19 protein-coding genes and 2 tRNA genes are annotated in these 18,164 nt (G+C 70.5%); 2 read left to right on the top strand and 19 right to left on the bottom strand.

All coding sequences use genetic code 11. The annotated features are described in order from the left end of the window. Nucleotides 1-42: 42 nt before the first annotated feature. From CQ044_RS09565 to serS, 7 genes are all read right to left on the bottom strand, one after another. Nucleotides 43-133 (bottom strand) — tRNA-Ser (locus CQ044_RS09565). Between the two features lie 225 nt (nt 134-358). Further along, entirely contained in the window at nt 359-1,639 is a 1,281-nt protein-coding gene (locus CQ044_RS09570) for an LCP family protein (protein ID WP_105688252.1), read from the bottom strand. Between the two features lie 313 nt (nt 1,640-1,952). Continuing rightward, on the bottom strand, nt 1,953-2,168 hold the full coding sequence (locus tag CQ044_RS09575) for a hypothetical protein (RefSeq protein WP_105688253.1): 216 nt from the start codon (nt 2,166-2,168) through the stop codon (nt 1,953-1,955). Nucleotides 2,169-2,178: 10 nt separating this feature from the next. After that, the gene (locus CQ044_RS19425; RefSeq protein ID WP_146116773.1) at nt 2,179-2,481 is read right to left on the bottom strand and encodes a hypothetical protein; all 303 of its coding nucleotides are present in this window, start codon (nt 2,479-2,481) and stop codon (nt 2,179-2,181) included. A 331-nt stretch (nt 2,482-2,812) separates the two neighbouring features. Next, nucleotides 2,813-2,900: transfer RNA gene (locus CQ044_RS09580), tRNA-Ser, on the bottom strand. 136 nt (nt 2,901-3,036) lie between these two features. Then, a complete protein-coding gene (locus CQ044_RS09585) occupies nt 3,037-3,894 on the bottom strand; it encodes an HAD family hydrolase (RefSeq protein WP_105688254.1) in 858 nt (285 codons plus the stop codon). Then, on the bottom strand, nt 3,891-5,213 hold the full coding sequence (gene serS / locus CQ044_RS09590; protein WP_105688255.1) for a serine--tRNA ligase: 1,323 nt from the start codon (nt 5,211-5,213) through the stop codon (nt 3,891-3,893). The genes CQ044_RS09585 and serS overlap by 4 nt, the downstream gene beginning before the upstream one ends. A 147-nt stretch (nt 5,214-5,360) precedes the next feature. Here serS and CQ044_RS09595 point away from each other — a divergent pair, with 147 nt between their 5' ends. Further along, nucleotides 5,361-6,356: a diacylglycerol kinase family protein gene (locus CQ044_RS09595; RefSeq protein WP_045272730.1), complete on the top strand. Its 996-nt coding sequence runs from the start codon at nt 5,361-5,363 to the stop codon at nt 6,354-6,356. Nucleotides 6,357-6,363: 7 nt separating this feature from the next. Here the strand turns inward: CQ044_RS09595 and CQ044_RS09600 are convergent, their stop codons facing one another. The 3 genes from CQ044_RS09600 to CQ044_RS19560 all read right to left on the bottom strand — a co-directional run bounded on the left by CQ044_RS09600 (nt 6,364) and on the right by CQ044_RS19560 (nt 8,929). After that, nucleotides 6,364-7,083, bottom strand: a complete 720-nt coding sequence (locus CQ044_RS09600; RefSeq protein WP_105688256.1) for a hypothetical protein — start codon at nt 7,081-7,083, stop codon at nt 6,364-6,366. A gap of 83 nt (nt 7,084-7,166) precedes the next feature. After that, entirely contained in the window at nt 7,167-8,627 is a 1,461-nt protein-coding gene (gene cls / locus CQ044_RS09605) for a cardiolipin synthase (RefSeq protein WP_045272728.1), read from the bottom strand. Nucleotides 8,628-8,752: 125 nt separating this feature from the next. Beyond that, nucleotides 8,753-8,929 carry a hypothetical protein gene (locus tag CQ044_RS19560; RefSeq protein ID WP_181158261.1) on the bottom strand — a complete coding sequence of 59 codons (177 nt, stop codon included), beginning with the start codon at nt 8,927-8,929 and terminating at the stop codon, nt 8,753-8,755. A gap of 294 nt (nt 8,930-9,223) precedes the next feature. Between CQ044_RS19560 and CQ044_RS09610 the strand changes: the two genes are divergently transcribed. Next, nucleotides 9,224-10,360 carry a DUF4192 family protein gene (locus CQ044_RS09610; RefSeq protein ID WP_105688257.1) on the top strand — a complete coding sequence of 379 codons (1,137 nt, stop codon included), beginning with the start codon at nt 9,224-9,226 and terminating at the stop codon, nt 10,358-10,360. A gap of 16 nt (nt 10,361-10,376) precedes the next feature. On the opposite strand, the gene lysS is transcribed toward CQ044_RS09610, so the two are convergent. The 9 genes from lysS to folE form a co-directional block, all read right to left on the bottom strand. After that, nucleotides 10,377-11,930 (bottom strand): lysine--tRNA ligase, encoded by a 1,554-nt coding sequence (gene lysS, locus CQ044_RS09615; RefSeq protein ID WP_105688258.1) that lies wholly within the window; start codon nt 11,928-11,930, stop codon nt 10,377-10,379. A 103-nt stretch (nt 11,931-12,033) separates the two neighbouring features. Then, complete coding sequence (locus CQ044_RS09620) at nt 12,034-12,723, bottom strand: DUF2520 domain-containing protein (RefSeq protein WP_105688259.1); 690 nt, start codon at nt 12,721-12,723, stop codon at nt 12,034-12,036. Continuing rightward, nucleotides 12,720-14,537, bottom strand: a complete 1,818-nt coding sequence (locus CQ044_RS09625; protein ID WP_258133234.1) for a PH domain-containing protein — start codon at nt 14,535-14,537, stop codon at nt 12,720-12,722. Before CQ044_RS09625 ends, CQ044_RS09620 begins: the two co-directional genes overlap by 4 nt. After that, on the bottom strand, nt 14,534-15,100 hold the full coding sequence (locus CQ044_RS09630; protein WP_374954853.1) for a PH domain-containing protein: 567 nt from the start codon (nt 15,098-15,100) through the stop codon (nt 14,534-14,536). The genes CQ044_RS09625 and CQ044_RS09630 overlap by 4 nt, the downstream gene beginning before the upstream one ends. A 52-nt stretch (nt 15,101-15,152) precedes the next feature. Next, the gene (locus CQ044_RS09635) at nt 15,153-15,668 is read right to left on the bottom strand and encodes a DUF3180 domain-containing protein (RefSeq protein ID WP_105688261.1); all 516 of its coding nucleotides are present in this window, start codon (nt 15,666-15,668) and stop codon (nt 15,153-15,155) included. Continuing rightward, the gene (gene folK / locus CQ044_RS09640) at nt 15,665-16,219 is read right to left on the bottom strand and encodes a 2-amino-4-hydroxy-6-hydroxymethyldihydropteridine diphosphokinase (RefSeq protein WP_105688262.1); all 555 of its coding nucleotides are present in this window, start codon (nt 16,217-16,219) and stop codon (nt 15,665-15,667) included. Before folK ends, CQ044_RS09635 begins: the two co-directional genes overlap by 4 nt. Beyond that, nucleotides 16,216-16,608 carry a dihydroneopterin aldolase gene (gene folB / locus CQ044_RS09645; RefSeq protein WP_105688263.1) on the bottom strand — a complete coding sequence of 131 codons (393 nt, stop codon included), beginning with the start codon at nt 16,606-16,608 and terminating at the stop codon, nt 16,216-16,218. Before folB ends, folK begins: the two co-directional genes overlap by 4 nt. Before the next feature lie 115 nt (nt 16,609-16,723). Continuing rightward, the gene (folP, locus tag CQ044_RS09650) at nt 16,724-17,515 is read right to left on the bottom strand and encodes a dihydropteroate synthase (RefSeq protein WP_105688264.1); all 792 of its coding nucleotides are present in this window, start codon (nt 17,513-17,515) and stop codon (nt 16,724-16,726) included. Next, the gene (gene folE, locus CQ044_RS09655; protein WP_105688265.1) at nt 17,512-18,162 is read right to left on the bottom strand and encodes a GTP cyclohydrolase I; all 651 of its coding nucleotides are present in this window, start codon (nt 18,160-18,162) and stop codon (nt 17,512-17,514) included. The genes folP and folE overlap by 4 nt, the downstream gene beginning before the upstream one ends. Between the last annotated feature and the right edge of the window lie 2 nt (nt 18,163-18,164).

Genomic DNA, 18,164 nt, shown 5'->3' on the forward strand with positions numbered 1-18,164 from the left:
GCTCATCGATCGGCCCGAAAGCGCCTCTGATCAGGAATTCTGTGGCGGAGACGGAGGGATTTGAACCCTCGGTCCCCTTAAAGAGGACTCCACCTTAGCAGGGTGGTGCACTAGGCCACTATGCGACGTCTCCAGATGCCCGACGAGCCGGACACCAGCATCCATCCTAACGGGTCCGCAGGCACCGCGCGAACCAGGCGGGTCCGCAGCGCGGGGCGCGCGCCGGATCCGTCGACGCCCCCACTGAGCGTCGGCGCCCCCTCGCAGAAGCGTCACCACGAGGGGGCGTCGGTGCTGCGAGGGGGCGTCGAGGCAGAAGCAGTCGAGGCAGAAGCAGTCGAGGCAGAGGCATCAGCCGTCAGCCGCTGAAGCCGTTGCCGTTGGAGCAGGTCTGCTGCGCCGCCGACTGGCCGGAGACGTTCTTCGGCAGCTGGACCGGGCCCGATGTCGCGCCGGGCGTCGGCGCCGCGGACGGATCCGTCGTGGCGGGATCCGTCGTGGCGGGATCGGTCGTCGCAGGATCCGTCGGTGCGGGCGTCGCGGAGACGACGGCGTCGTCGCGCTGGCCGGCGACCTGGATCGGCTGGTTCGCGGCGAGCGCGGCCCAGAGCTGGTCTGCGCTGTCGGTGTCGGGGACGACCTTGTTCGGGTCGTCAGGGTCCTGGAGCACCGGGTAGTTCACGAAGTTGATCTGGTCCAGCGGCACGTCCTTCATCGCCAGGGCGATCTGCACGAGCAGGGTCGGGCTGGTCAGCGTCGTGCTGGGCGTGACGTTCGACATCACGGTGTTGGCGAGCTTCAGCAGCGTGCCGGGGTTGCCGAGCACCTCGTTCGAGACCATCTTGCGCGCGAGGGAGGACATGTATACCTGCTGGTTGCTGCCGCGGCCGAGGTCGCTACCGTCCCCGACGCCGTGCCTCGTACGCAGGAACTGGAGAGCCCAGTAGCCCTGCAGGGTGTGCGTGCCCGCGGTCAGCTCGAGCCCCGTGTCGGGGTCGCTCATGCCGTTCGCGATGCACACGTCGACACCGCCGATCGCGTCTGTGATCTTCATCACACCGCCCCAGGTGACCTTGGCGGCGAACTGGATGTCGAGTCCGGAGACCTTGCTGACCGTGCGGGCGACGCACGCGAGACCGTTCTTCGGACCACCGGTCTCGAGCGTGACGTTGATCGGCTGCTTCGACATCTCGCTGGTCGCGTTCCCGTCGGAGTCCGTGCACGACGGGATCGGGACCATGAGGTCGCGCGGGAACGTGATGACCGTCACGCGACGGGGGCTGTCCGAGATGTGCAGCAGCAGGTTCGTGTCGTTGCGCTCGCCCGCGTTCTCGGGGTCGGAGCAGCGGTCGCCGAACTCGGCCGAGAACTCCGGCTCGCAGGCGTCGCTGCCGACGAGAAGCATGTTCACGCCACCCTTGATCGCGCCGATGTCCGGCGGCACCGACTTCTCGCCATCGAGGGCGACCGCGTTCGCGCTGAACGTGGTGCCGAGGTCGTAGGCGACGTAGGAAGCGACGGCGACACCGGAGACGAGCACCACGATCGCCGTGATGCCGAGCATCTTCATCAGCTGGCTCCAGGCGCTCGGACGGCGCAGCTGACCGTGCCCGGCGACGGGACGTCGTGATCGGGTCATCGCGCTCACACGGTGCCTTTCAGGATTCAGCGGGTGAACCGCGCCACCCTGCGCTCACTCAGCGGATCCAGCGAGCGGCTTTCGAACTCCCCTCGGGAGACGAAGCGGTTCGCGGGATCGCCTCGCACCAGTTGGCGCGCCAGATGGACGATTCAGATCCTCCAAGAGTAGGGGCAGATGTCTGATCGAATCGTGTGAGGGCCTGAAACCTCGTTTCGATGGGCGATCCGCGGCTACCGTGGAGAGAAATGAGAACAACCCCGCGCAGTATCAGTGCGGGGTCGTCCCGTCTCCACTCACGTGAAGAACCGCTTCACGTGAAGAAGCCAGCAATGCGGTCATCGAACGTGTGGATTCTGATGAAGCTGCTCTCTGCCCGTGGATTGCGCGTCCTGCCATCGTCTGCGACCGCCTGAGCGTTCGCTTTGTCGGCGAAATAGCCAACGTGCTGCTCGCGCCAAGGTGTTTCAGTGATGAGGTCGAGCACTTCAAAGAACTCTCTGGCGGGCATGTGCTCCGAATCTTCCACGATGATCCACTCAGGCCCCGACGATGAAGCGCCCGCCGGAACCACCCCTGCCGACGAGCACCCACTCCCAGCTGAACGCGCCCCTGTACTTGCACTCGAACTCTTTGCCGTTCCACATCTCCCGAGCGCCGTCGTTCCACGGCACACACGGGGAGAGTGCCTGTGAAGTCACGGGCGCAGGGTTCACGACCGCGACTCCCACAGATGCTGTCACCGCCAGTGCCAGACCTGCTGCACCGATGGCAAGGCTCTTCCGCAGCCCCAGCCCGCTCGCAATGTCTTCGCCCTTGATGACGCTCTGCGCATCCGTCATGATTTCCCCCTCGGCTTCAATCACATCGCCCGCTCTGGCGATGTCCGGTCAAAGTAGCCGGTAGCCGAGGCTCTTGTCTGTCCTCTAGCGGCCAGAAATCCAGACGGAATCTAAGAACATTCGAGCAGCCGCCGAAGACAATCGGAACGTCTCGCGTGACCAAAGGCACAAGACGTTGGGACGGTACCGCTCGGCATCTTCGAGACCGAAAGCGACCGTGCTGCGCTCGATCTCCCTCGAGCCGAGCTCTGCGATGGTCCTCAGCTTCGGTGGCTCCCGACAACATCTCAAACCCGTGCTCTCACTCGGGTCAGTGCTGATGAGGACCTAATGGCGGAGAGTGTGGGATTCGAACCCACGGGACATTGCTGCCCACTGGTTTTCAAGACCAGGTCCTTCGGCCGCTCGGACAACTCTCCTCGGCGCGCATGCGCACACCGAACAGGCGTCGAGTCTAACGGAGAACCGGGTAGCGCCCTGTGAGCGCTTCTCCATTGTGCCGCGGACCCCCTGGGCAGCCGCTGAGTGAAGACCTGATGAAAGCGCAGAAGAGGATCAGGGAACGACGGGGACCGTCAGCACGATGCGTTCGATCGCGGTGGCGAGCCCGCCCTCCTCGACGTCGTCGGTGACCTCGCCGGCCGCGGCCTTGACCTCGTCAGGAGCCTGACCCATCGCCACGGCGCGCCCGCCGAGTGCACGCGCCCAGGCGAACATGCCGAGGTCGTTGCGGCCGTCGCCGGCGACCAGCACGCGATCGTCCAGCACGCCCCGCGACTCCCGCACACGTGCGAGCGCCGTGCCCTTGTCCACGCCCCGAGGAGCGATGTCGAGCCACGCGGTCCAACCGATCGCGTACGAGACCTCGTTGAGCCCGGCGTCCTGCACGAGGCGGTGGAAGTCGTCCTCATCGTGACCAGGGGAGACGACGACCACGCGCGAGACCTCCTGCGCGCTCAGCTCGGCGAAGCCGACCTGGCGTCCGCCGTCGAGGGTCCAGTCGTCGAGCTCCGCGGTGTACAGGCGCTGGCCGGATCCGAGTTCGACCATGTACCGCGCGTCCGGCAGGCGGTCATGCAGCAGACCGAGCACGGCGGAGGGATCGAACGTCTCCACGTTCCAGCGCTCGTACTCGTCCACCGCCAGACTGTCGTCCGTCGCGGCATCTTCCGCAGCGGATCCGATCCGGCGCATCGTGACGGCGCCGTTCGAGCACACCACGAACTCGGGACGGATCTCGAGCTGGTCCAGGAAGCGATGCGTGCCCATCCAGCTGCGCCCGGTCGCGAGCATGACCTCGTTCCCGGCGTCGCGGGCCCGGCCCACGGCATCCACCACGCCGGGGCTCATCGTCTCGTCCTGCAGCAGAATGGTGCCGTCGATGTCGAGAGCGACGAGCCAGGCGTTCGTCATGCGCCCGCGCCCTCCCCTTCGACAGGCTCAGGGTCCGAAGCGTTCAGCGGCCGGAGCACCTCGAGCCCGCCGAGGTAGGGGCGGAGCACCTCGGGCACGCGCACGGATCCGTCCTCCTGCTGATGCGTCTCCAGGATCGCGACGATCCAGCGCGTGGTGGCGAGCGTGCCGTTCAGCGTGGCGACGTGCTGCGTCTTCGCCGCGCCCTCCACGGCTTCCGGACGGTGCCGGATGTCGAGGCGGCGCGCCTGGAACGTGGTGCAGTTCGAGGTGGAGGTGAGCTCGCGGAACGCGCCCTGCGTGGGCACCCATGCCTCGATGTCGTACTTGCGTGCGGCGCTGGATCCGAGATCCCCGGCCGCCACGTCGATCACCCGGTAGGACAGGCCGAGTGCGGTGAGCATCTCCTCCTGCAGCGCGACGAGGCGCAGGTGCTCGGCCTCGGCGTCCTCCGGGGTCGTGTAGACGAACATCTCCAGCTTGTTGAACTGGTGCACGCGGATGATCCCGCGGGTGTCCTTGCCGTATGAGCCGGCCTCGCGGCGGTAGCAGGTGGACCAGCCCGCGTAGCGCAGGGCGCCGCGGGTCAGATCCACGATCTCGCCGGAGTGATAGCCGGCCAGGGCCACCTCGCTCGTGCCGACGAGGTACAGGTCGTCGTCCTTGTCGAGGTGGTAGACCTCGTCGGCGTGCTTGCCAAGGAAGCCGGTGCCCTGCATGATCTCGGGCCGCACGAGGGTCGGCACGATCATCGGGGTGAACCCGGCCCCGAGCGCCTTGTCCAGCGCGAGGTTCATGAGCGCGATCTCGAGACGCGCGCCGATCCCGGTGAGGAAGTAGAACCGGGCGCCGGAGACCTTCGCGCCGCGCTCCATGTCGATGGCACCGAGCATCTCGCCGATCGCGAGGTGATCGCGCGGCTCGAAGTCGAACGTCGGGGTCTCCCCCACACGGCGCAGCTCGACGAAGTCGTCCTCGCCACCCGCGGGCACCCCGTCGACGACGACGTTCTCGATCGCGGAGAGCGCGTCGGCGGCGACCTCCGCGGCCTCGTTCGACGCGGCCTGCGCCTGCTTCACGCGCTCGGCGAGGTCCTTCGCCTGCGCGACGAGGGCGGCCTTCTCGTCCTTCGGCGCCTTCGCGACCTGCTTGCCGAAAGCATTCTGCTCGGCGCGCAGCTCTTCGAACGCCGCGAGGGCGGCGCGGCGCGATCGGTCGGCCTCGATCGCCGCATCGACGGTCTCCGGCGCGTTGCCGCGCGCGGCCTGGGACTGACGGACGAGCTCTGGCTCGTCGCGGAGAAGGGCGAGGTCGATCACCCGTCAAGTCTAGCCAGGCGGCGCGCCGCGGTTCTCCGGCCCCGGACCGCCCGATTCGCAGCGCGCACATTGCGGGATCCTCGGCCCCGATGCCGCCACTCCCGCGCTTCGAAACCGGGATGCGGTCCTCCGGAATAGGCTGTGCCCATGACTGACGATGCCGGACGCCCGCGCGCCGCACTCGTCGTCAACCCGGTCAAGGCCGATGCGCCGAAGCTCGTCGAACTGCTGCGCACGCTCTCGGCGCAGGCGGACTGGGACGCCCCCCTCATCATCGAGACCTCCGTCGAGGATCCGGGCCAGGAGGCCACCCGCATCGCGCTGGCCGACGGCGCCGCCGCAGTGCTGGTCGCGGGCGGCGACGGCACGGTCCGCGCCGTGTCCGAGACGATGGCGGGGACCGGAGTGCCGCTGGCCATCGTGCCGAGCGGCACGGGCAACCTGCTCGCGCGCAACCTCGGACTCGCCCTGGCCGCGCCCTCGGCGGCGATCGACGCGGTCTTCCACGGCGACCGCCATCCGGTCGACATCGGCTGGGCGGAGCTGACGCGTGCGGACGGCGCGGTGCAGAAGCACGGTTTCGTGGTGCTCGCCGGCATCGGGCTGGACGCGCACATGATCGCGAACACCCGCCCCGGCCTGAAGAAGTCGGTGGGCTGGGTCGCCTACGTGGACGGCGCCGCGCGTTCGCTGCCCGGCGCGAAGCCCTTCCGCATCATGTACGCGGTCGACGACCTCAAGCTGCACTCGGTCAAGGTGCACAGCATGCTGTTCGCGAACTGCGGCGCACTGCCCGCGGGCATCGCCCTGATCCCCGACGCCTCGATCACGGACGGCAGCCTCGACGTCGCGGTGATCCAGGCCCGCGGTCCGTTCGGCTGGCTCGCCGTCTGGCGCACGGTGTGGTGGCAGAACTCCGTGCTGCGGCGCAGCAAGGCCGGCCGGCGCGTGATCGAGCTCACCGGATCCGGCGGTTCGATCCGCTACCTCCAGGGCGTCGATGCGGACGCCGCGACCACAGAACCCGCTCCCGTCGAACTCGACGGCGACGAGTTCGGCGAGGCGGTGCGGATCCACTGCCGCATCGATCCTGGCGCGCTTGTGGTGGCCGTTCCGGCCGGGCACGTGATCAGCCCGGCCTGATCCGGCGTCAGCCGATGACCGAGACCTGGCCGTCCAGGTGGTCGCCCTTGAGCGTGAGGGAGTAGCCGGTCGGATCCGCGGGCGCCTCGACCCCGAGCACGGTGATCCGGGGCACGAAGTCCATGGTGCACATCTGGGCGGGGTCGGTCTGGAAGGTGACCGTGGCCCCCTTCTTGTCCTGGTTCTCGACCAGATCGCTCACGACGGGGCGGCACGTCGAGGAACCCCAGGTGAGCAGCAGGATGCCGTTGTCGGAGAACCAGCCGGCGCTGGGCTTGCCGTCGCTGCTCCCGCCGGAGCTGAGCACGCTGTTGCCCGCGAGCGGCAGCCGCCCCTGGAACCCGCCGCCGTCGAACGACACCGTCACGTCCTTGGTCGGATCCACGCCCTCCGGCACTCCGACGAACGTCGCCCGCGGCGCGAAGTCCGCCGTGCAGGCGACGGTGGGATCCTGCTCCGCGAGGGTCACCGTGATGGTCTGCCCGTCGGCGTTGACGTCCTGCACGACCGGGGTGCAGGCGAGGGACGAGGAGCCGTAGGTGACGAGACCGATCCCGCGCCCGCCGTCGAGCCAGGCCGCCGTCGGATCCGTGGACGGCTCGGGCGACGAGGTCGACTCGGCCGTGGGGACTGGCGGTCCGACCGGCTCGAGCTGGGCGCAGCCCGCGAGGGCGATCGTCGCGGAGGCGGCGAGCGCCGCGATGGCCAGAGCGGTGCGGATCCTCATGCGCTCATGCTATCCAGCACGGATGCCCGTCACCATGCCTCGTTCGACGACGTTCCGCCGGCCGGCCGCACCCCGGCGCTGGGCTACTGCAGCGACGAGGTGAGCCGGGCCAGGTTGTCCAGCACGGTGGAGCGCAGGGGCTGCTGCATCCACTCCTCGAGCGTCAGCTCGCGGCTGAGGGAGCGGTACCGGTCCTCGACCTCGCGCAGCTCCCGTACGAACTCCTCGCCGCGCACGAGCATCGAGATCTCGAGGTTCAGACCGAAGGAGCGCATGTCCATGTTGCTGGATCCGATGACCGCGACGTCGTCGTCGATCGTCAGGCTCTTGGTGTGCAGGATGTACGGCTTGCGATACATCCAGATCCGCACGCCCGCCCGCAGCAGCGCCTCGTAGTAGCTGCGCTGCGCGTGGTAGACGATCGCCTGGTCGCCCTCCTCCGACACGAAAAGCTCGACCTGGAGACCGCGGTCGCACGCCGTGGAGACGGCGAGCAGCAGCGCCTCGTCCGGCACGAAGTAGGGGCTCACGATCATGATCTTGCGCTTGGCGGCGTACAGCAGGCCGAGGAACAGCCGGAGGTTGTTCTCGGCCTCGAAGCCGGGGCCCGACGGCACGATCTGACAGTCCAGGTCGCCGCTGCCGCTCTCGGTCGGCGCGAACGCGACCGACTCCGGCACGTCGTCCGTCTCGCTGTACCAGTCGGACAGGAACACCGCGTTGACGCTCCCGACGACCGGCCCGTCGACGCGCACCATGAGGTCGACCCAGTGCAGGCCGCGCTTGATGTTCTTCGGCAGGTTGTAGGTCGAGTCGGTGACGTTCTGGGATCCGAGGAACGCCACCTCGTTGTCGACGACGAGCAGCTTGCGGTGGTTGCGCAGATCGGGGCGCTGCGTGCGCCCCTTGAGCGGCTGCACCGGCAGCATCAGATGCCAGTCGGCGCCCATCGCATCCAGCCGCGCGATGGTCTGCTTGTAGCGCGGCTTCCAACGGTTGGCCCAGTGGTCCAGCAGCACCCGCACGGGCACGCCACGGGCGGCCACCTCCTCGAGGGCGCGGAAGAAGTTGTCGGTCGAAGCGTCCGACTGCAGGATGTAGAACTCCACGTGCACGAACTCGGTGGCCTCGCGGATCGCGTCGGCCATCGTGTCGAGCGACACCTGGTATTCGGAGATCAGGTGCGCGCCGTTGTCTCCGAACAGGGGCAGGGCGCCGAGGCGCTGATTCATGCGCACCAGGGACGCGAGGCTCTCCGGCATCTGGATGTCAGAGACGCCCAGGTGCAGGTCTTTCGTGACCTCGGCGATGGTCTCGTTGATGAGGTCCTGCTTCTTGCGCCGCGCCCGTGGCAGCCGCGGGTTTCCGATCAGCAGGAACAGCAGCACCCCGATGTAGGGGATGAAGTAGATCGCGAGGAGCCAGGCCGTGGCGGCCGTGGGGCGCCGGTTGCGCGGCACGACGATGATGGCGATCACGCGGATCGTCAGGTCGACGGCGACGGCGAAGGCGCCGACCCACCAGGGCCACGACTGAGACCACATGCCGCCTCTTCCGCACGGGAAACCGCCGCCGGACAGCGACTTCGTCCACAGTAGCGGCTGCGCAGGACAAAGCCCGGCGCGGCTCGGAGCCGTACGGGACCGAGCCGCCGCGCGGCGCGCTCAGGTCAGGAGGAGCGGGGCGGCAGGCCGCGCGCGGCGCGCTCTTCGGCCTCGATGCGCGCGTGCGTCTGCCGCTCGGTGCGATCGAAGCGCAGGATCCCGCGCAGCACGAACCAGAACACGATGCAGACGACGATCGTGGGGATCACCGACCACGCGGCAGCCACCCAGAATTCGTCCATGCTCCGATCCTACCCGTGGGTCCGGTGCGCCGGCTGAGAGGGGGCGGCGGGAGGCTGCGGCGTGGGGTTGCCTGGGGCGCGGGGTTGCAGGATGTTTGCAACTTTGAAGGACGGATCCGCGGATCCTGTCCTGCCAAGTTGCAAGCGTCCTTCGGAGTTGAGCGCCGTACGTGCGGCCCGCGGCCTCACGCCCCTCCGCACGATCGGTCCGCACATCCGGGATCCGCGGGATTCTTCCGCACTGTTCCGTTCCTGACGCGGAGGGCGTTCCGCCGCGCTCCGCAGGGTGGATCCATGACGACCATCGTTCACGCCGCGGGCGCCGCAGAGCTGCTCGCCGCCATCCCCGTGCTCACCGGCTTCACCCCGCGCGATTCCGTCGTGTTGCTGCCGTTCCGCGGCCCGCGCACGGCAGGCGCGCTCCGCTTCGATCTGCCGGCGGGCACCACCGGATCCACGTCGCCGAGACCGACGGCGGCGGAGTTCGCCGCGACTGCGATCGGGCTGGCCTGCCGCGTGCCGGACACGGATGCGCTCGCGATCGCGGTGTACGCCGATGGCAGCGCGGCCGTGAGCGGGGCCGTCCCCGCCGCCGCCCTCGTCGATGAGCTGATCGGGCGCGCGGAGGCGTGCGAGCTGCGCGTGGTCGAGGCGCTGTTCGTCGGAGGCGGATCCTGGGCCGACTACCGGGATCCGGAGTCCGCTCCGCACCCGCTGACGGAGTTGCCGTCCCCACCTTCGGTGCCCGGATTCGCGGGCCCCGCGCCGGATCAGTTCAGCGGCACCGAGCTGCCCTCGCCAGGGCTGTTCGCTGCGGAATCGGTCGGTCGCGCGCTGCTCACCGTCGAACGCGTGCTCGGTCCCGCCGTGCCGGGGCGCACCCGGCCGCCGGCCACGGAGCGCGCGGATCCGAGAGCGCACGAGACCGCGCTGCTGCTGGACGATCTGCCGTCGTTCCTGGAGGAGGCGCTGGACACGCCAGAGGCGCTCTCTCCGTTCGCCACGGCCGCGCTCGTGTGGGTCCTGAACCGCCCTGCGCTGCGCGACGTCGCCCTCGTGCAGTGGGCGAGCAGCATCGACCGCGGAGATCGAGCGCTCGCCGCGCAGCTGTGCCATGGGGCGAGAGCGACCGCCGTCCCGTCGGACATCGGCGGCATCCTGATCGGGGACGGACCACAGCCGGACAGCGACCGTCTGGGCGTCGCGCTGGCGCTCGTGCGACATACGGTCGCGCTCGCGCCGCGGGAGACGCGCGGCGGACCGCTCGCGGCCGCCGCCTGGCTGTCCTGGGCCTGCGGACGATCGACGCACGCCGCTCGCTACCTGGATCAGGCGCAGGAGGTCGACCCGAAGCTCACGTTCGCAGAGCTGCTGCGCGCGGTCGTCGATGCCGGCATGCTGCCGCGCTGGTCGTTCCGCGCGGCGGCATGAGGGCGCGCGGAATGCGTCACTTCACGAGCGGGAACAGGATCGTCTCGCGGATCCCGAGGCCGGTGACGGCCATGAGCAGGCGGTCGATGCCCATACCCATTCCGCCGGTCGGCGGCATGCCGTGCTCGAGCGCGCGCAGGAACTCCTCGTCCACGCGCATGGCCTCCAGGTCGCCGCCCGCGGCGAGCTTCGCCTGCTCGACGAAGCGCTCGCGCTGGATGACGGGGTCGACGAGCTCGGAGTAGCCCGTGGCGAGCTCGAAGCCGCGCACGTAGAGGTCCCACTTCTCCACGACACCCGGGATCGAGCGGTGCTCGCGCACGAGCGGGGAGGTGTCGACGGGGAAGTCCATCACGAAGGTCGGCCGCTCGAGGCCTCCCTTGACGAAGTGCTCCCACAGCTCCTCGATGAGCTTGCCATGGGTGGCGTGCGGCGGGATGTCGACGCCGTTGGCCTCGGCGAACGCGATGAGGTCGGCGACCGGGTCGGACGGGGTGAAGGTGCGCCCCGCGGCCTCGGACAGCGAGTCGTACATCGAGATGCGGGCCCAGTCGCCACCGAGGTCGTACTCGGTGCCGTCCGCCCAGGTGACCAGGGTGGATCCGGCGACCGCGATCGCCGCGTTCTGGATCAGCTCCTGGGTGAGATCGGCGATGCCGTTGTAGTCGGAGTAGGCCTGGTACGCCTCGAGCATCGCGAACTCGGGGCTGTGCGTCGAGTCGGCGCCCTCGTTGCGGAAGTTGCGGTTGATCTCGTACACCCGCTCGATGCCGCCGACCACGGCGCGCTTCAGGTACAGCTCGGGCGCGATGCGCAGATACAGCTCGGTGTCGAACGCGTTCGAGTGCGTGATGAACGGACGGGCGGAGGCGCCACCGTGCTGCACCTGGAGCATCGGGGTCTCCACCTCGAGGAAGTCGTGACTCGTGAAGGTCTGGCGCAGGCTCGCGTTGACCGCGGCGCGGGCGCGCACGGTGCTGCGGGCCTGGTCGCGCAGGATCAGGTCGAGGAAGCGGCTGCGCACCCGGCCCTCGTCGCTGAGCTCGCCGTAGGCGTTCGGCAGCGGAAGGATCGCCTTGGACGCGATCGTCCAGGAGTCGGCCATGATCGACAGCTCGCCGCGGCGGCTGGAGATCACCTCGCCGTGCACGAACACGTGGTCGCCGAGGTCGACGAGCTCCTTCCACTGCGCAAGGGACTCCTCCCCCACGTTGGCGAGCGAGATCATCGCCTGGATCCGGGATCCGTCGCCCGCCTGCAGCGAGGCGAAGCAGAGCTTGCCGGTGTTGCGGCTGAACACCACGCGGCCCGCGACGCCGACGAGCACTCCGGTCTCGGCACCGGGCTCGAGCTCGCCGTACTCGGCGCGCAGCTGCGGGATGGTGTGCGTGACCGGCACGGCGACGGGGAAGGCGCCGCCGGCTGCGTCCGCGCGATCGGCGATCAGCCGCTCGCGCTTGGCCAGACGCACCGCCCGCTGCTCGAAGGTGTCTTCCGCGGTCCCTGAGCCTGTCGAAGGGTCCGTCGAGGGGTCGCTGCTGTCGGGGGTCGGCGCGGGCGCGTCAGTCATGGGTAAGGCTCCTCGGAAGTCGCCGATCAGTCTACCGGCGCGCGCGTTCGCGCCCGCCCGGGGCGGGACCCCGGCCACGAGCGAGGGAGGACCCGCGGTGCGATCAGAGCCGTTCGTCCGTCGACACCTCGCGGAGCGCCCGGTCGAAGGTCGACGAGACGAGCGCGGAGAGGAATCCGCCCGCGTTCTCCACACCGATCCCCCGCAGGATCCCGGTCGCCTGACCGACGATCGAGCGCGCGAACTCCGAGGCCGTCGAGATCGCCTCGGCATAGGCGGGCCGGTCGGCTTCCTCGATCACCACGGGCTCGCATCCGAGCTCCACCGCGAGGGCCTGCGCGATCGGCAGCACCATCGCCGGTGCCGTCACGGCCGCATACGACGCCTGCAGCTGACGCAGGTCGAGCGTGGTGCCGGTGAACGAGATCGCGGGATGCACCGCGAGCGGGATCGCACCGCCGCGCGCGGCCGGCTCCAGGACGTCGGTCCCGTAGGCGGGATCCGTGTGCAGCACGAGCTGACCCGGCTGCCATGCTCCGAGATCGGCGAGGCCGGACACGAGCCCCGGCAGCTGATCGTGCGGCACGGCGATCACGACGAGCTGCGAGGTGCGGACGAGCTCTGGCGCCTCCATCACGGCGACACCCGGCAGCACCGCTGCGGCGCGATCCGGGTCGGATCCCGCGGTGATGCCGACGAGGGCATGGCCGGCGCCGCCGAGTGCCGCACCGATCACGGGGCCGACGTGGCCGGCCCCGACGATGCCGACGTTGAGGCGACCCGCGCGCGTCATGAGGTGCGCTCCGCGGATCCGCCGAGCCCCGTGGGAAGGCTGTGCCCCGAAGGCAGCCCCTGGCCCGCCGGAAGGTCGTGCCCGGCGCGCAGCCCCTGGCCTGTGAGCAGACCCTGGCCCGCTGACGCGGGCTCGTGCTCCTCGGCCCAGCGATGCGCGCGGTCGGCCGCGGCCGCGCGGGCGGCCGACACCGACAGCGTGTTCAGCATGCCGAGCAGCACCTGGCTGTCGAGGCCCGAGACGTCGCCGCGCACAGGGCCGACGGCGGAGTGCGCCTGCGCCTTGGCGACGCCCTGCACTCGATCGATCGGCCCCTGGTGCAGCGAGAAGCCCTGCAGCCGGGCGAGCGGGAACACCGCCAGCTGCCGCCAGATCCGGCCGCGGCGAAGCAGCAGCGCGAAGTCGGTGAGCGCGGCGCCGTGCCGGCGCCAGGACAGCGGGCGCCGCCACCAGGCGCGCGGCGGGATCGTCGTGTACGGATCGTCGGCGACCGGGCCGAGCACGCCCTGCTCCCAGATCAGCGGCAGCACCTCGGCGGGGACATCGGGCAGGATCAGCCTCAGCACGCGTTCGACATCTGCGCGCGCACCCACCGGCAGCACGATGTTGAACTGCTGCGCCTGGCTGGACTGCTGCTGGGAGGCGGCTTTGCCGCTCATCCGGTTGATCCGCACCGACCACCAGCCGAAGGGCCGCCACAGCAGCGGCTGCATCACCTCGACGGCGAAGATGCGCCCGGGTGGAATGGTCTCCGTCACCGTCGTGAACAGGCCGAACGTGATCCGCACGCCGTCGGGGGTGGGCGCGATCGAGTAGCGCAGCGCCCGCGCGATCCTGCTCCAGGTCACCGCGATCGACGCGAGCAGCAGCGGGATGCCCATCGCGAGGGCGATGCCGATCGCGATCGCGCCTCCGGCGGGCCCCGCATCGGAGAGCACCGCCGGCAGCGTGCCGATCATGCCGCCCACGAAGATCACCGCGAACAGGGCGAGCCAGGTGAGCCCCGACAGCACGTGCGAGCCGACCAGACGCCCCGTGGGGATCCGCAGCACGTGCTCCGGCGCGATGTCGTCGAGGTCGACACCGGTGATCAGCCCGGTGACGCCGGCGTCCATCGAGGCGGCGAGCTGCGCGCGCATCGTGCGGGCCGCTGCCGCGTCGCCGCTTCCGCGCGTCGCCTCGCGGGCGTGCCGCGCGCCGGAGGCGAGGCGCAGGATGTCCGCGCGCACCGACTCGGCCTTCGCGGTGGAGAGGTACTCGAGAGGCACGTTGGCGTCGTTGCCCGCCCCGTCCACTTCGAGCTTCGCGAGTCCGATGAGGCGTGCCGGGAACGGGCGGGTGAGGTTCACGCCCTGCACGCGGTCGAGCGGTGCTCGGCGGTGAGAGCGGAAGACCACGCCCTTGCGGACCTCGACGTGCGCCTCGGTGATGCGGAAGTCGTGGAAGCGCCACATCAGCCAGAACATCGCCACGAGCAGCACTGCCAGGGCGAGCACGCCCAGCAGCACCACGAGCACGAGATTGTTGTTCAGGACCCAGTCGACCGGGTCTCCGCCGAACTCCGGCACGCGGGTCGGAGTGAACAGCGAGATGAACCAGTACACGATCTTCTCGCGCAGGTTCGCGATCAGGTAGCCGATCACGATCACCAGCACCAGGCCGCCCTTCATGAGCGGCGTGAGCGGGTGCATCCGGTGCCATTCGCCGTCGGCGAGCGAGGGCGCGCCCGGCGCCCGACCCGGCACGGCGGTCGGGAAGGGCGGGGCCCCCGGTGCAGGGGGCGAGCCGTAGGGCTGCTGCTCGGGCGTGCTCACAGGCCGGTCCGGCGCATCTCGGCGACATCGATGAGCGTGTCCCGCAGCGACTCCGCCGCGTCCTCGGTCATGCCGGGGATCTCCACGCCGGTGGTCGCGGCGGCCGTCACGAGCTTCAGCTTGGCGATCCCGAAGGCCCGGTCGACCGGCCCGCGGGTGATGTCGACCAGCTGCATGCGGCCGTACGGGACAGCGATCATGCGCTGCCACAGGATCCCGCGGCGGAAGACGATGTCGTCGGCGCGCAGCATGTAGCCGATCGCCCTGGCCTGACGCGGCAGGATCGCGAGCTCGAACAGGATCACGACCGCGATCACGCCGGCCACGGTCCAGGCCCACGGCCAGGGCTGGGCGAGGAGGGTCGTGGCGGCGTAGGCGCCGACCGCGATCACCGCGAGCAGGAGGATGCGCAGCAGCACCTCGGCGATCACGTACTTCGGCGAGATCTGGTGCCACGTGCCGTCGAGGGCCAGGGCTCCGCGTGCCGTGGGCGTGCGGAGCACAGGGTACGTGCCGTCGTCGAGCACCGGTGCGGCCGCAGGTGCCGTGTGCGCGGGCGGCACGGCGTTCGCGGACTGGGCGCGCGCCTGGGCGCGGGTCGGCGGCGCGACGGGGTCAGTGCCCGGGATCTGCGGCGGTTCGGGAATGGTCGTCATCGTCGTCCTCCAGGCGCGGCCCGGTGAGGCCGTCGGGGTCGTGGGGCCCGTTTCCAGGCAGCAGGCAGAAGCTCTCCGCGATCACCGCCGCGATCGTGAGCACGAGTGCGGCGACGGCGGTCGCGATGATCGAGCCTATCGGCGGCGTGATCGGGCGGGAGAGCAGATAGGCGATGAGCCCGATCCCGAACCCGGTGATCACGGCGCCGACCAGGCTCGAGGCCCTGGCGAGCATCGCGATCCGCAGCGCGCGGAACGGGTTGACCGGCGGACGCCCGGCCGACCGCGTGCTGCGCCGGATCGGCCAGGCGAGGGCCAGCACCGCGAGCGCCAGCAGCACGAGGAAGATCGACAGCAGGATCGACGGCGTGAACGTGGCCCTGCCTGCGGTGGTCATCGCGTGGTCGAGCAGGAATCCCGCCGCCGCGCCGGCGAGCGCCAGCACGGACAGCAGTACCGGGGAGATCCGCTTCATGAGCCGTCCTCGAGCGCGGCCAGCAGATCGGCGACCCTGCCGCGTCCCGGCAGCACCGCGTCGGGATCGACGTCGAGCCACGGTCCCAGCACGAACGCGCGCTCGGCCGCGCGCGGGTGCGGCAGCAGCAGGTGCTCGTCGTCGCTGCGCAGGTCGTCGTACGCGATCAGGTCGAGGTCGAGGGTGCGGTCGCCCCAGCGTTGGGCGCGGACGCGTCCGTGCTCCTCCTCGATCGCGTGCAGCATGCCGAGCAGGACCTGCGGGGCGAGGCGCGTGGTGACGATCGCGACCGCGTTCGCGAACTCCGGGGCCTCCGGATCAGGCCCGTCCAGCCGCAGCGCGACCGTGCGGAAGACCTTCGAGACGCGCACGTCGTCGACGAGGGGCAGGCGGCGGATCGCCCGCACGGCCTCCTCGATCGTGGCCGAGGTGTCGCCGAGGTTGGATCCGAGCGCGACGACCGCCTCGACCGGCTCCTCCTCGGGACGCGGGTCGACCGCGGGCAGGCGCCGTCCGCGCGGGACGGGCGGACTCGGGTGCGTCGGTGTCATCCTTCGCTCCATTCGCGCTGCACGTGGCTCACGCGCTGCACCGTGACGGACACATCGGCGAAGTTCAGCGGGATCGGCGCATGGGGCTTGTGCACGGTGACCTCGACGCCGTGGATCCGCTCGTCCTCGAGCACCATGTCCGCGATGCGGGTGGCGAGCGTCTCCAGCAGGTTCACGGGCTCACCGGCGACGACCGCGGCGACCCGCTCTGCGAGCTCGCCGTAGTGCACGGTGTCGGCGACGTCGTCGCTGGCCGCGGCCTGACGCACGGAGAGGTGCAGGCGCAGGTCGACGATGAAGTCCTGGCCGTTCTCGCGCTCGTGCGCGAACACGCCATGCCGCCCGAACACCGTCAAGCCGGTCAGCGTGATCGCGTCGAGGAAGTCCATGCTCACAGCCTACGGCGAGGGACCGACGCGGATCGCGGCTGTCCGCGAAGGGCGAAGCGCGGACGTCCGGTCCCCTGAACGGCCCCGCACCCGCACCGGGGCTCGCGTGAGGGGCTCAGCCGTCCCAGGCGCCGAGCACCGCGAGGGCGTCGCGCGTGGCGGCGACGTCGTGCACGCGCACCGCCCACGCCCCGGCGCGTGCCGCGAGCGCGCTCGTCACGGCGGTCGCCAGATCCTTGCGCCGCTCATCGGCGCCATCGCCCAGGGCGTCGGCGAGGAAACGCTTGCGCGAAGTCCCCACGAGCACGCGCGGTCCGAGCGCCACGACATCGGCGAGCTCGCGCAGCAGATCCCAGTTCTGCCCCGCGGTCTTCGCGAAGCCCACGCCGGGATCGACGATGATGCGCGAGGGGGCGATACCGGCCGCGGCTGCGGCCGCGACGCGCTCGCGCAACTCGCCGGCCACCTCGCGGCCGACCCGTGCGTACTCGGCGCGGGCGTACATGTCCGAGGACGGTCCGCGCCAGTGCCCGAGCGCGATGTCGGCGCCCGATTCGGCCACCGCCGCGAGCATCTCCGGATCCGCGAGGCCTCCCGACACGTCGTTCACGATCCGCGCGCCCGCGCGGACGGCGGCGACCGCGGTGACGGCGTTCAGAGTGTCCACGCTCACGGGCACCCCCTCGGCGGCGAGGCGCTCGATGACCGGCAGCACGCGACGCTGCTCCTCGGCGACGGGCACCCGCTCTGCGCCGGGCCGGGTGGACTCCCCGCCGATGTCGAGCACGTGGGCACCCTGCGCGCGCAGCAGCACGCCGTGCGCGACCGCATGGTCGGCGTCGGCATAGCGCCCGCCATCGCTGAACGAGTCGGGGGTGGCGTTGACGATCCCCCAGATCGCGGTCATGCGGTGGTTCCCGACGCGTCGTGCCCTTCGGCGGGCTGGGCGAACGGGTCGGCGACCGAACGTGCACCCGCCCCGATCAAGGCGATCAGCTCGGCGCGCGCGACCGGATCCGTGTACACGCCCCGTGCGGCGATCGTGAGCGTCGACGCCTCGGTCTGCCGACCGCCGCGCATGGTGACGCAGCCGTGCACCGCGTCCATCACCACGAGCACGCCCTGCGCGTCGAGGTGGGAGGCGATCGCGTCGGCGACCTGCTCGCCGAGCCGCTCCTGCACCTGAGGACGGGACGCGAGGATCTCGACCACCTTGACGAGCGCACCGAGGCCCACCACGTGCTCCCCCGGCAGGTACGCGATGTGCGCGTGCCCGGCGAACGGGAGCAGGTGATGCTCGCACACCGAGCGGAACCGGATGCCGCGCAGCAGCACTGCTCCGGAGGGCAGGGTGTCGGGCGCCGGACCGTGCGAGACGCTGATCGTGCGCGCGAGCGGTGCGCCGGGATCCTCGCCGAGACCGGCGAAGAACTCGGCGTACAGGTCGGCCATCCGCGCCGGGGTCTGCTTGAGCCCTGGACGTTCCGGATCCTCGCCGATCGCGAGGAGCAGCTCACGGGTCAGGCTCGCGACGCGGTCCCGATCGACGGCCATCG

The organism is Microbacterium sp. MYb64 (assembly GCF_002979495.1).
GTDB classification, from domain to species: domain Bacteria; phylum Actinomycetota; class Actinomycetes; order Actinomycetales; family Microbacteriaceae; genus Microbacterium; species Microbacterium azadirachtae_A.